Origin of the sequence: Frigoribacterium sp. CFBP 8754 (assembly GCF_014841815.1) — a bacterium.
GTDB lineage: Bacteria > Actinomycetota > Actinomycetes > Actinomycetales > Microbacteriaceae > Frigoribacterium > Frigoribacterium endophyticum.
On the sequence record NZ_JACYUO010000005.1, the window covers coordinates 66,160 to 79,695 of the forward strand.

General features: G+C 70.2%; 7 protein-coding genes. 1 reads left to right on the forward strand and 6 read right to left on the reverse strand.

Going from position 1 to position 13,536, the window contains the following annotated elements:
• Positions 1 to 64: 64 nt before the first annotated feature.
• Positions 65 to 3,946, reverse strand: coding sequence for a DNA-directed RNA polymerase subunit beta' (locus tag IFT72_RS13255; RefSeq protein ID WP_056057458.1), 3,882 nt, complete (start codon positions 3,944 to 3,946; stop codon positions 65 to 67).
• Positions 3,947 to 3,995: 49 nt separating this feature from the next.
• Positions 3,996 to 7,487 (reverse strand): DNA-directed RNA polymerase subunit beta, encoded by a 3,492-nt coding sequence (gene rpoB, locus IFT72_RS13260; RefSeq protein ID WP_056057461.1) that lies wholly within the window; start codon positions 7,485 to 7,487, stop codon positions 3,996 to 3,998.
• A 330-nt stretch (positions 7,488 to 7,817) separates the two neighbouring features.
• Here rpoB and IFT72_RS13265 point away from each other — a divergent pair, with 330 nt between their 5' ends.
• A complete protein-coding gene (locus tag IFT72_RS13265) occupies positions 7,818 to 8,675 on the forward strand; it encodes a spermidine synthase (protein WP_056057464.1) in 858 nt (285 codons plus the stop codon).
• A 156-nt stretch (positions 8,676 to 8,831) separates the two neighbouring features.
• On the opposite strand, the gene csrA is transcribed toward IFT72_RS13265, so the two are convergent.
• From csrA to IFT72_RS13285, 4 genes are read right to left on the reverse strand one after another with little or no spacing between them, the layout of a single operon-like run.
• The gene (gene csrA / locus IFT72_RS13270) at positions 8,832 to 9,080 is read right to left on the reverse strand and encodes a carbon storage regulator CsrA (RefSeq protein ID WP_056057467.1); all 249 of its coding nucleotides are present in this window, start codon (positions 9,078 to 9,080) and stop codon (positions 8,832 to 8,834) included.
• A 31-nt stretch (positions 9,081 to 9,111) separates the two neighbouring features.
• Complete coding sequence (locus tag IFT72_RS13275) at positions 9,112 to 10,236, reverse strand: hypothetical protein (protein WP_192046722.1); 1,125 nt, start codon at positions 10,234 to 10,236, stop codon at positions 9,112 to 9,114.
• 19 nt (positions 10,237 to 10,255) lie between these two features.
• Positions 10,256 to 12,307 carry a flagellar biosynthesis protein FlhA gene (locus tag IFT72_RS13280; RefSeq protein WP_185233908.1) on the reverse strand — a complete coding sequence of 684 codons (2,052 nt, stop codon included), beginning with the start codon at positions 12,305 to 12,307 and terminating at the stop codon, positions 10,256 to 10,258.
• Positions 12,307 to 13,503: a flagellar biosynthesis protein FlhB gene (locus IFT72_RS13285; protein ID WP_167261374.1), complete on the reverse strand. Its 1,197-nt coding sequence runs from the start codon at positions 13,501 to 13,503 to the stop codon at positions 12,307 to 12,309. The genes IFT72_RS13280 and IFT72_RS13285 overlap by 1 nt, the downstream gene beginning before the upstream one ends.
• Between the last annotated feature and the right edge of the window lie 33 nt (positions 13,504 to 13,536).

Sequence of the window (13,536 nt, forward strand, 5' to 3'; positions counted from 1 at the left end):
GGTGCTGGGCCTCCTGGGGAGGTGCGGGTCAGGTCAGACCCTCACCGCGCCTCCCCGGGGGTGCTCAGTTGTAGGTGCCGGGCGTGAAGTCGTCCGACGAGAACGAGTCGAAATCGACGAAGCTGAGGTCAGCCTCGTTGAACGACGCGTCGTCGGTGAAGACGCGGTTGGGGTACCGCTCGGCCTTCGCCTCCTCCGTCGCCTCGACCGACACGTCGCGGTAGCGCGACAGGCCGGTGCCCGCGGGGATCAGCTTTCCGATGATCACGTTCTCCTTGAGGCCGACCAGCGGGTCGCTCTTGCCCTCCATGGCGGCCTGCGTGAGCACGCGGGTCGTCTCCTGGAAGGACGCGGCGGACAGCCACGACTCGGTCGCGAGGGAGGCCTTGGTGATGCCCATGACCTCCTGGCGAGCCGACGCCGTGCGCTTGCCCTCGGTGAGCGCACCGCGGTTGATCTCGTTGTACTTCGACCGGTCGACCAGCTCGCCGGGGAGCAGGTCGGTGTCGCCGTGGTCGACGACGGTGACCTTGCGGAGCATCTGACGGACGATGACCTCGATGTGCTTGTCGTGGATCGGCACGCCCTGCGAGCGGTAGACGTCCTGGACGCCACCGACGAGGTGCTGCTGCACGGCACGGACGCCCTTGACTCGCAGGACCTCCTTCGGGTCGACCGCACCGGCGATGATCTGGGCACCGAGCTCGACGTGCTGACCGTCCTCCACGAGGAGGGTCGAGCGCTTGAGCACCGGGTAGATCACCGGCTCGTCGCCGTTGTCGAGGTTGAGGATGACGCGGCGGGCCTTGTCGGTGTCCTCGATCGTGATGCGACCCGCGCCGTCGGCGATCGGGGACGCGCCCTTGGGGGTGCGCGCCTCGAACAGCTCCGTCACGCGGGGGAGGCCCTGCGTGATGTCGTCGGCCGAGGCCGAACCACCGGTGTGGAAGGTGCGCATCGTCAGCTGCGTGCCGGGCTCACCGATCGACTGGGCCGCGATGATGCCGACGGCCTCGCCGATGTCGACCAGGTTGCCGGTGGCCAGCGAACGGCCGTAGCACTGGGCGCAGACGCCGACGGCGGCCTCACAGGTCAGCACGGAGCGGACCTTGATCGACTCGACGCCCGCGGCGACCAGCTGGTCGATGAGGACGTCGCCGACGTCCGCACCGGCCTCGGCCACGACGGTGCCCTGCGGGTCGACCGCGGCGGCCGCGAGCGACCGGGCGTAGACCGTGTTCTCGACCGTGGCGTCGCGCACCATGACGCCGTCGGCGTCGGGAGCGGCGATCGGCAGCTCGAGGCCGCGCGAGGTGCCGCAGTCGTCCTCACGGATGATGACGTCCTGCGACACGTCGACGAGTCGACGGGTCAGGTACCCCGAGTCGGCCGTACGGAGGGCCGTGTCGGCCAGTCCCTTGCGGGCACCGTGCGTCGCGATGAAGTACTCGGCCACCGACAGGCCCTCGCGGTACGACGAGATGATCGGGCGGGGGATGATGTCGCCCTTCGGGTTGTTCACGAGGCCTCGCATGCCGGCGATGTTGCGCACCTGCAGCCAGTTACCACGAGCACCCGAGGTGACCATGCGGTTGATCGTGTTGTCGACCGGGAAGTTCGACCGCATCTCGGCGGCGACCTCGTTCGTGGCCTCCGTCCAGATCTTGATCAGGTCGGCACGACGCTCGGCGTCGGAGATGAGGCCCTTGTCGAACTCGGCCTGCACCGCCGCGGCCTGCTTCTCGTAGCCCGCCACGATCTCCGGCTTGCGCGGAGGCGTGAGGACGTCGGAGAGCGCGACCGTGACACCGGAGCGCGAGGCCCAGTAGAAGCCCGCGTCCTTGATGTTGTCGAGGGCCGCCGCGACGGCGACCTTCGGGTAGCGCTCGGCGAGGTCGTTGACGATCGTCGAGAGCATGCCCTTGTCGGTCACCTGCTGGACGAACGGGTAGTCCGCCGGCAGGTTCTCGTTGAAGAGCGCACGGCCGAGGGTCGTGTCGAGCAGGATGTCCTGGCCGACCTCGTAGCCCTCGGGGCCCTCGCCCTCGGCGAAGTGCACGCCGTTCATGCGGATCTTGACCATCGCGTTGAGGTCGAGCGAGCCCTGGTCCTTGGCGAGGATCGCCTCGGACACCGACGAGAAGGCACGGCCTTCGCCGGTGGCGCCCTCGGTGACCGTCGTCAGGTAGTGCAGGCCGATGATCATGTCCTGGGCGGGCAGGGTCACCGGACGGCCGTCGGACGGCTTCAGGATGTTGTTCGACGCGAGCATCAGGATGCGCGCCTCAGCCTGGGCCTCGACGGACAGCGGCAGGTGCACGGCCATCTGGTCGCCGTCGAAGTCGGCGTTGAACGCCGCGCAGACGAGCGGGTGCAGCTGGATGGCCTTGCCCTCGACCAGCTGGGGCTCGAAGGCCTGGATGCCGAGACGGTGCAGGGTGGGCGCGCGGTTCAGCAGCACGGGGCGCTCGCGGATGATCTCCTCGAGCACGTCCCACACCTGCGGGCGCGAACGCTCGACCATGCGCTTGGCCGACTTGATGTTCTGAGCGTGGCTCAGGTCGATCAGGCGCTTGATGACGAACGGCTTGAACAGCTCGAGCGCCATCTGCTTGGGCAGACCGCACTGGTGCAGCTTCAGCGTCGGGCCGACGATGATGACCGAACGGCCCGAGTAGTCGACGCGCTTGCCGAGCAGGTTCTGGCGGAAGCGACCCTGCTTTCCCTTGAGCATGTCGCTCAGGGACTTCAGGGCGCGGTTGCCGGTGCCGGTGACGGGACGACCGCGACGGCCGTTGTCGAACAGTGCGTCGACGGCCTCCTGCAGCATCCGCTTCTCGTTGTTGACGATGATCTCGGGGGCACCGAGGTCGAGGAGTCGACGGAGGCGGTTGTTGCGGTTGATGACGCGGCGGTACAGGTCGTTCAGGTCGCTGGTCGCGAAGCGGCCACCGTCGAGCTGCACCATCGGGCGCAGCTCCGGCGGGATGACCGGGACGACGTCGAGCACCATCGCGGCCGGCGAGTTGCCGGTGGCGAGGAAGGAGGAGACGACGCGCAGTCGCTTGATCGCGCGGATCTTCTTCTGGCCCTTGCCCTCCGAGATCTGCAGGTGCAGGTTCTCGGCCTCGGTCGCGAGGTCGAAGGCCTCGAGGCGCTTCTTGATGGCCTCGGCGCCCATGTGGGCCTCGAAGTACATGCCGAAGCGGTCCTGGAGCTCGTGGAAGACGGCGTCCTCGGGCTTGAGGTCGCCGACCTTGAGGGTGCGGAAGTCCTCCCACACGCGCTCGAGGCGGTTGATGTCCTCGTCGAAGGCCTTGCGGGTCTGGCCCATCTCCTTCTCGGCGACGTCCTTCGCGCGACGCTTCTGGTCGCTCTTGGCGCCCTCCTCCTCGAGCACCGCGAGGTCGTCCTCGAGCTTCTTGAGGCGGTCGGCGATGCGCGTGTCGCGCTGCGACTCGAGCTGCTTGATCTCGAGGCGGAGCTCGTTCTCGAGGCCGGGCATGTCGGCGTGACGGCCCTCCTCGTCGATCGAGATCACCATGTAGGCCGCGAAGTAGATGACCTTCTCGAGGTCCTTCGGGGCCATGTCGAGCAGGTAGCCGAGGCGCGAGGGCACGCCCTTGAAGTACCAGATGTGCGTGACGGGGGCCGCGAGCTCGATGTGGCCCATGCGCTCACGGCGCACCGACGACTTCGTGACCTCGACGCCGCAGCGCTCACAGACGATGCCCTTGAAGCGGACTCGCTTGTACTTGCCGCAGGCGCACTCCCAGTCACGTGACGGCCCGAAGATCTGCTCTCCGAAGAGGCCGTCCTTCTCGGGCTTCAGCGTGCGGTAGTTGATGGTCTCCGGCTTCTTGACCTCACCGTGCGACCAAGCACGGATGTTGTCGGCCGTCGCGAGGCCGATCCGCAGCTCATCGAAAGTTGTTGCTTCGATCAAAATTCAGTCCCTTGTCAGAAAGATTCGACGTGTCGTTGTGGGAGGGGGCTCAGATTTCGTCGACGTTCGACGACTCGAAGCGCGAGGAGATGTTGATGCCGAGCTCTTCGGCGGCACGGAAGACCTCGTCGTCCGTGTCGCGCAGGCTGACCGTCTGGCCGTCGGCCGAGAGGACCTCGACGTTCAGGCAGAGCGACTGCATCTCCTTGATGAGGACCTTGAAGCTCTCCGGGATGCCGGGCTCCTGGATGTTCTCGCCCTTGACGATCGCCTCGTAGACCTTCACGCGGCCGAGGATGTCGTCGGACTTGATCGTCAGGAGCTCCTGCAGCGCGTACGCGGCGCCGTAGGCCTCGAGGGCCCACACCTCCATCTCTCCGAAGCGCTGTCCGCCGAACTGCGCCTTACCACCCAGCGGCTGCTGCGTGATCATCGAGTAGGGGCCCGTCGACCGAGCGTGGATCTTGTCGTCGACGAGGTGGTGCAGCTTCAGGATGTACATGTACCCGACCGAGATGGGGTTCGGGAACGGCTCACCCGAACGACCGTCGAACAGGCGCGCCTTGCCGGACGAGCCGATCAGGCGGTCGCCGTCACGGGTCGGCAGGGTCGAGTCGAGGAGGCCCTCGATCTCGCGCTCCGCGGCGCCGTCGAACACCGGGGTGGCGACCTTGGTGCCGGGAGCGGCGCTGAGCGCCTCCGGGGGCAGGTTCTTGGCCCACTCCTGGACGCCCTCGACGTTCCAGCCCTGCGCGGCGATCCACCCGAGGTGGATCTCGAGCACCTGGCCGAAGTTCATTCGACCGGGGACGCCGAGCGGGTTGAGGATGATGTCGACCGGCGTGCCGTCCTCGAGGAAGGGCATGTCCTCCACGGGGAGGATCGTCGAGATGACGCCCTTGTTGCCGTGGCGGCCGGCGAGCTTGTCGCCCGCGGTGATCTTGCGCTTCTGGGCGATGAACACGACCACGCGCTGGTTGACGCCCGAGCCGAGCTCGTCGTCGCCGTCCTGCGAGTCGAAGACCTTGACGCCGATGACCGTTCCCTGCTCGCCGTGGGGCACCTTCAGGGACGTGTCGCGGACCTCACGGCTCTTCTCGTTGAAGATCGCGCGCAGCAGGCGCTCCTCGGCGCTGAGCTCGGTCTCGCCCTTCGGCGTGACCTTGCCCACGAGGATGTCGCCGGGGCGGACCTCGGCGCCGATGCGGATGATGCCGCGCTCGTCGAGGTCGGCCAGCAGGTCCGGGCTGACGTTGGGGAGGTCACGGGTGATCTCCTCCTTGCCGAGCTTCGTGTCGCGGGCGTCGACCTCGTACTCCTCGATGTGGATCGAGGAGAGCGTGTCGTCCTTGATGAGGTTCTGCGACAGGATCATCGCGTCCTCGTAGTTGTAGCCCTCCCACGGCATGAACGCGACGAGGAGGTTCTTGCCGAGCGCGAGCTCGCCGTTCTCCGTCGCCGGGCCGTCGGCGATGACCTCGCCGACCTCGATGCGCTGACCGGCGTCGACGATCACGCGGTGGTTGTAGCTGGCGCCCTGGTTCGAGCGGTCGAACTTGCGCAGGTAGTACTCCTGCGTGCCGCCCTCGTCGAGCTGGACCACGACCACGTCGGCCGAGACCTCGGTGACGACGCCCGCGGCGTCGGCGGTGACGACGTCACCGGCGTCGATCGCGGTGTAGCCCTCCATGCCGGTGCCGACCAGGGGGCTCTCGCTGCGGACCAGCGGGACGGCCTGGCGCTGCATGTTGGCGCCCATGAGGGCGCGGTTCGCGTCGTCGTGCTCGAGGAACGGGATGAGCGAGGTCGCGACCGACACCATCTGGCGCGGCGAGACGTCCATGTAGTCGACCTCGTCCTTGGCGACGAGCTCCACCTCGCCGCCCTTCTTGCGGACGAGCACCTTGTCGTCGACGAAGTCGAAGCCGTCGGTGAGGGGGGCGTTCGCCTGGGCGACGACGTAGTCGTCCTCCTCCGACGCGGTGAGGTAGTCGATCGTCGCGGTGACGTGACCGGCCTCGACCCGGCGGTAGGGGGTCTCGATGAAGCCGAACGAGTTGATGCGCGCGAACGAGGCGAGCGAGCCGATCAGGCCGATGTTCGGGCCTTCCGGGGTCTCGATCGGGCACATGCGGCCGTAGTGCGAGGGGTGCACGTCTCGCACCTCGACGCCGGCGCGCTCACGGGAGAGACCGCCCGGCCCGAGGGCCGAGAGGCGACGCTTGTGCGTCAGGCCCGAGAGCGGGTTGTTCTGGTCCATGAACTGCGACAGCTGCGAGGTGCCGAAGAACTCCTTGATCGCGGCGACGACGGGGCGCACGTTGATCAGGGTCTGCGGGGTGATCGCTTCGATGTCTTGAGTGGTCATGCGCTCGCGGACGACGCGCTCCATGCGGGAGAGACCGGTGCGGACCTGGTTCTGGATCAGCTCGCCGACCGCGCGGATGCGACGGTTGCCGAAGTGGTCGATGTCGTCGACGTCGAGGCGGAGCTCGACGGCGTTGCCGTCGCGCGTGCCGTCGATCGTCTTCTCCTCGGCGTGCAGCGAGACGAGGTACTTGATCGTCGCGACGATGTCGTCGACGGTCAGGACCGAGTCGCCGAGGGGCGCGTCGATGCCGAGCTTGCGGTTGATCTTGTAGCGACCCACCTTCGCCAGGTCGTAGCGCTTCGGGTTGAAGTAGAAGTTGTCGAGGAGCGCACGCGCGGCCTCGGCCGCGACCTGCTCGCCGGGACGGAGCTTGCGGTAGATGTCCTTGAGGGCCTCTTCCTTCGTGAGGATGGCGTCCTTCTCGAGGGTGGCCTCGATGGACGCGAAGCCCTTGAACTTCTCCGTGATCTCTTCGCTCGTCAGGCCGAGGGCCTTGAGGAAGACGGTGACGCTCTGCTTGCGCTTGCGGTCGATGCGGACGCCGACCTGGTCGCGCTTGTCGATCTCGAACTCGAGCCAGGCACCGCGGCTCGGGATGACGCGGGCCGAGTAGATGTCCTTGTCGGAGGTCTTGTCGGAGGCGCGCTCGAAGTAGACGCCGGGGCTGCGGACCAGCTGCGACACGACGACGCGCTCGGTGCCGTTGATGATGAACGTGCCGCGCTCGGTCATGAGCGGGAAGTCGCCCATGAACACGGTCTGCGTCTTGATCTCACCCGTGAGGTGGTTCATGAACTCGGCGTTGACGTAGAGGGGGGCGGCGTAGGTCTTGCCGCGCTCCTTGCACTCGTCGATCGAGTACTTGGGGTCTTCGAGCTCGGGCGCGGTGAACGACAGCTGCATCGTCTCGCCGAGGTCCTCGATCGGGGAGATCTCCTCGAAGATCTCCTCCAGGCCGGAGTGGAGGGCGAGGTCGGTGCGACCCTGCTCGGTGGCCTCGGCAAGGCGCTGCTTCCAGATGTCGTTGCCGACGAGCCAGTCGAAGCTCTCGGTCTGGAGCGCCAGGAGGTCGGGGACCGTCAGCGTGTCGGTGATCTTGGCGAACGAGAGGCGCGATGCGCCACGGCCGTTCTTGGGTGAGTTGGTGTTTGCGGTGTTCGCAGCAGCCAAGGAAGTAACCTCCGTGGACCCCGTCGGGTCATCACTGTCGGACAGTATGAGTGAGTGGTTGAACGGCCCTCCCGGAGCCGTCGGGGCGTACAGTCCGAGGACCAGCCCGTTCCGACGACCGGACGCGCCCCCGCCGCGATATTCGGAGGCCGTCTCGAGGTGCGTCGTCGACCGCAATATGACGACGGGACGCACGGGGAGCGCAAAGGTCAATACTATGCAGCCGGGACACGCCTGGCAAGCCCTGTCGTTGACTCTCAGCGGAACCTTCGGTATAACGCGGGAGCGGCCCGTGTGTTCCCGCCCCCGAGGGGTGGGAAGCTGGGCCACATGGCTGCTGCGCACGACGACCCCTCCGGCGAGATCACCATCGGCGCCGGCCTCGCCCGCGTCGACGAGGACCGCCACCGACCCGGCGCGTTCACGCTCGTCGTCGACGGCACCCCGCAGTCGCACGTCGACCTCGACGACCCCACCCACCTCGCCTTCGAGTACGTGCGGCGCATCGGCCACGCCATCGACCTGCTGCCCGAGGGGCCGGTCACGGCGCTGCACCTCGGAGCCGGCGCGCTGACGCTGCCCCGCTACGTGGAGGCCACCCGCCCGGGGTCGCGACAGCAGGTGGTCGAGCTCGAGGCGGACCTCGTGGCGCTGGTGCGCGAGAAGCTGCCGCTGCCGAGGGGCGCCTCCATCAGGGTCCGCTACGGCGACGCCCGCGAGGTGATGCTGAAGCTGCCGGCCGGCCTGCGCGGCACGGTCGACCTGCTCGTCGTCGACGTCTTCGGCGGCTCGCGCATCCCCGCCCACGTGACCTCGCTCGAGTTCTACTCGGCCGCGGCGGAGTTCCTCTCCCCCACCGGCATGCTGATCGTCAACTCCGCCGACGGGGCCGGGCTCGCCTTCGCCCGCGGCCAGGCGTCGACGCTCTCGACCGTCTTCGACCACGTCGCCGCCGTCGCCGACCCGGCGACCCTCAAGGGCCGGCGGTTCGGGAACGTCGTGCTGATCGGCTCGCCGTCGCCGCTGCCGACCGACCGCATGCCGCGGCTCTACTCGTCGGACCCGCTGCCGGCCAAGGTCGTGCACGGCCGCGAGCTGCGCGACTTCGTCGCCGGCGCCCCCGTGGTCACCGACGCGACGGCGGTGCCGTCGCCCGAGCCGTCGCGGAGCGTGTTCGGGGCGCGCTGACCGTCCGTCACGGCGAGGCACCACGTCTTCGCACGGGAACCACGCCGCGGCGGGGTTCCGGTGCGAGAACGTGGTGTCTCGCGGGCCGAGCGGGCGCGGGCGGGGGCAGCGGGCCTACTGGTCGGCGCGGGCGCGGGCGCGCCGAGCGCGCGGCGGCTACTGGTCGGCGCGGGGCGCGGGGGCACCGAGCGCGGCGCGGAGGCGGGCCTCGGCGTCGTCGGGGGCCGCGGCCGCCGCGACGTTTGCCTCGGAGACCGCCTGGACGACCTCCTCGCGCTGGATCTTCACGCCGCGGGGGGCGTCGATGCCGATGCGCACGCCCTCGCCCCGGGAGTCGAGGACGGTGATGACGATGTCGTCACCGATGAGGATCCGCTCCCCGACCTTGCGCGTCAACACCAGCATCGGGCCAGCTTAGCGACGTGAGGGTCGCTGGCTACTCGCGCCACCCCACCGGCACGCCGAGCAGGTGCACCGTGCCGGGGGTCGCCGTGTCCTGCGCGCCGACGACCGCGACGGCCGCGACGGGCTGCACCGCGCGGACGGCCTCGACCCAGCGCGCCGTGTCGTCGTGCTTGCGGCCCACGTCGACGGCGACCCAGAGCTGGTCGGCGCCGATCGAGCGGAGCGCCTCAGGGGCGTCGTCGTCCCACGCGAGGGCGGTGACGACCGACGAGCCCTCGTGCACCCCGGTGGCCCGGGCGAGGATGGCGCTGCGGCGGTCGGAGACGTCGACCGAGCGCAGCCCGAACGCCGACGCCATCTGCGCCGCCACCCGGAACGCGTCGCCCGGGCGGCCCACGACGACGACGAGGTCGCCGGCGCCGCGCAGCAGCCCCGGAGCGGCCGGCAGGTCGGCCTGCCCGGCCGCGGCGAGCGCGGGCGACGTGGTGGCGGCGGCCGCGGCGAGGAACTCCGCGGCGGTGGTCAGCGGGCCCGGCCGGGCGTCGTCGGCGGCGGCGGGGGCGACGACGGGGTCGACCGCGATGCCGTTGAAGGTGAAGTCGTCCATGATGTCGGCGAACGCGTCGGTGCGGGTCGAGACGTCGGCCGGCGACGGGGCCGGCACCGCGCCTCCGGCGGTCGACGAGGAGGCGGTGGTCGCGCCCGCGGCGGAGGCGGCGGCCGCGGCGGCACGGGCGGCGCGACGGGGGCTGTCGACGGCGCCCGCGTCGGCGGCGCGCGGCAGCACGACGACCTCGGGTGCGGGGCGCCGGCCGGCTCCCCCGCCGGCGAGCACCTCGTCGAAGGGGTCCCGCGCGGGTGAGGGGGCGGCGGCCGCGGGGCCGGGGCGGGCCCCGTCGTCGAAGCCGTCCGCCGCGTCGGCATCGGCGAGGAGCGCCGCGATGCCCGCCCGCGAGGCGGGCTGGGTGATGGTCACCCGGGCGACCGGGCGGTCGGTGGCCGGGTCGGGCACCTCGACGGTCACCTCGTAGTGCTTGCGGGCGAACAGGCCGCCCACTCCCCCGACGGTCACCTTCTGGGCGGCGACGACGCGGGCTCCGGGCCCGTGCACCGCGCGGGCCTCGGCGGCGAGCTGCTCGAGCGACTCCCCGCTCATCTGCACCCTGCGCGCCACGTCAGGCCGCCGTGATCGGGTCGGCCGCGCGGACGACGCCGACGGTCTCGATGGTCGAGCCGGCGGCCGTGGCCTCCTGGTACGACAGCACCGGCAGGCCGTTCTGCTGCGCCGACACGAGCCGGTGGATGGCGGGGCGGAGCGCGGGCGCGCAGACGAGCACCGCGCTGAGGCCCTGGGCCTCGACGCTCGCGACCGAGTCGCGCAGCGAGCCGAGCACCTGCTCGACGCGGTGGCCGTCGAGCAGGATCTGCGTGCCCTGGTCGCTCGGCCGCAGCCCCTCGAGCATCGACTGCTCGAGGCCCGGGTCGATCATGATGACGCGCAGCACGGCCCCGTCGAGGTAGCGCGCGGTGAGCGCGGGCCCGAGGGAGGCGCGGGCCGCCTCGATCAGCCCCTCCGGGTCGGTCGACTGCTTGGCGCGGAGCGTCAGCCCCTCACAGATGCGCGCGAGGTCGTTGATCGGGATGCGCTCGGCGAGCAGCCCCTGCAGCACGCGCTGCAGCTCGGCGAGCGACAGCATGCTCGGCACGAGGTCGTCGACGGCGGCGGCGTTGACCTGCTTGACGCCCTCGGTGAGCACGCGGACGTCCTCGCGGCTGAGGAGGCGGGCGGCGTTGTCGCCGATGATCGACGAGAGGTGCGTGACGAGCACCGAGACGCGGTCGATGACGGTCGCGCCGGTCATCTCGGCGCTGTGGCGCATCTCGGCCGGCACCCACTTGCCGGCGAGGCCGAAGACGGGCTCGATCGTGACCGTGCCGGGCAGCGAGTCGAGCTGGTCGCCGAGGGCGAGCACCGAGCGGGCGGGCGCCTGGCCGCGGCCCGCCTCGACGCCGGCGATGCGGATCGAGTAGGTCGACGGCGGCAGGTCGACGCTGTCGCGGGTGCGGACGGGCGGCACGACGATGCCCATGTCGACGGCGATCTTGCGGCGCAGCGCCTTGACGCGGCCGAGCAGGTCGTCCGAGGCCCCGCTGACCATGTCGACCAGGTCGGGCGCGAGCAGGATCTCGAGGGCGTGGACGCGCATCTGCTCGAGGAGGTCCTCCGTGGTGTCGGTGGGGGCCGGGGGCGCGACCTCGGCCTCGAGGGCCGCCCGCGCCTCCTCGGCCTTCGCCTTCGTGCTGAGGCGCTGGGCGATGATCAGCAGCGTCGCGCCGATGACGAGGAAGGGGATGATCGGCATGCCGGGGATGAACCCCATGCCGATCGCCGCGACGCCCGCGATGGCGATCGCGATGCGCGACTGCCCGAGCTGCGCCGCCGCCTGCGAGCCCATGTCGCTGTCGGCGCCCGAGCGGGTGACGATCATGCCGGTGCTGACCGCCATCAGCAGCGCGGGGATCTGCGTGACGAGGCCGTCGCCGATGGTGAGCAGGCCGTAGTGGCCGAGGGCGTCGGCGGGCTCCATGCCGTTCTGCAGCACGCCGATGGCGATGCCGCCGATCAGGTTGATGACGATGATCAAGATGCCCGCGATCGCGTCGCCCTTGACGAACTTCGACGCGCCGTCCATCGCGCCGTAGAAGTCGGCCTCGGCGCTGACGTCGGCGCGGCGCTGCTTGGCGACCTCGTCGGTGATCAGGCCCGCGTTGAGGTCGGCGTCGATGGCCATCTGCTTGCCGGGCATCGCGTCGAGGGTGAAGCGCGCGCCGACCTCGGCGACGCGCTCGGCGCCCTTGGTGACGACGACGAACTGGATGATGACCAGGATGCAGAAGATGACGGCGCCGATGATGATCGAGCCGCTCACCGCCACGTGGCCGAACGCCTCGATGACGTGGCCGGCGAAGCCCTCGCCGAGCACGAGGCGCGTCGACGCGACGTTGAGGCCGAGGCGGAACAGCGTCGCGACGAGCAGCAGCGACGGGAAGACCGAGAAGTCGAGCGGCTTCTTCACGAAGAGCGTCGTCAGCAGGATCACCAGCGCGAGCAGGATGTTGCAGATGATCAGCACGTCGAGCATCGGGGCCGGCACGGGCACGACGAGCAGCAGCACGATCGCGACCACGCCGACGGGCACGGCGAGCTTGGGGAGTGTCTTCTTCATCAGGCGGTTCCTCCGGTGACGGACGGACGGGGAGCAGTGGGGGCACCGGCCGGAGGCGCGGTGCGGGAGGCGGCGTCGCGCGCGACCCGCAGGCGGCGGGGCATCGCGTCGGCCTCGAGCGAGCCGGGCGTGAGCACGCCGGCGACCTCGTCGGGGGTGGTGGGGCGGGGGTTGGCGTGGGTGCCGGCGACGGCGGACGCCCCGCGGGCCTGGAGGGCCATCACGAAGGTCAGCACGCGCGCGACCGGCGTGTAGAGGTCGACCGGGATCTCGTCGCCGAGGCCGCAGGACGCGTGCAGGGCACGGGTCAGGGGGACGTCGCGGACGAGCGGCACGCCCGACTCCTCGGCGCGGGCACGGATCGCGGCGGCGACGGCGCCGGCGCCCTTGGCGACGACGCGGGGCGCAGACTTGCCGGGCTCGTAGCGGAGCGCGACGGCGTAGTCGGTCGGGTTGACCATGACGACGTCGGCGTCGACGATCGCGCCCATCATGCGGTTGCGGCTCATGGCGAGCTGACGCGAGCGGCGCTGCGACTTGACCAGGGGGTCGCCGTCGCTGCTCTTGCTCTCGTCGCGCACCTCCTTCTTGGTCATGCGGGTCTTCTTGCGGTTGCGGCGCATGACGACGAAGACGTCGGCGGCGGCGAGCAGCAGCCCGGCCACGATGGCGGCGCGGAGCAGGATGCCCGTGCCGGCCTCGGCCTCGGCGAGCAGCGCGGAGACGCTGAGGCCGCCGCCGCTCATCAGCACGGGCATCAGGCCCTGGATGGCCATCCAGAGCACGACGCCGACGACGGCGGTCTTGATCAGGGCCTTCGCGCCGTTCCAGAGGGCCTGGGTGCCGAAGGTGTTCTTGATGCCGTTGAGGAGGTTGAACTGCTCGTAGTTGCCGGTCATCCGCTTGATGTGGACGCCGCCCTGCACGATCGCGGTGACGAGCACGGCGACGCCGACGACGGCCAGCATGGGCGCGATGGTCGCCGCCATCGACCCCACGCCGTCGCCGAGGAGGGCGACGACGGTGGTGTCGTCGGGGTGGCGGATGATCTCGCCGATCGAGAAGAGCTGGTCGGTGCCGGCCTCGGCCCCGCGCTGGATGGTGCTGGGGATCATGACCGCGGCGGCGCCGACTCCGATCCACGCGCTGAGGTCCTGCGAGCGCGACAGCTGGCCCTTGGAGTGCACCTCCTTCATCCGCTTGTCGGTCGCGGCCTCGGTCTTCTCGCC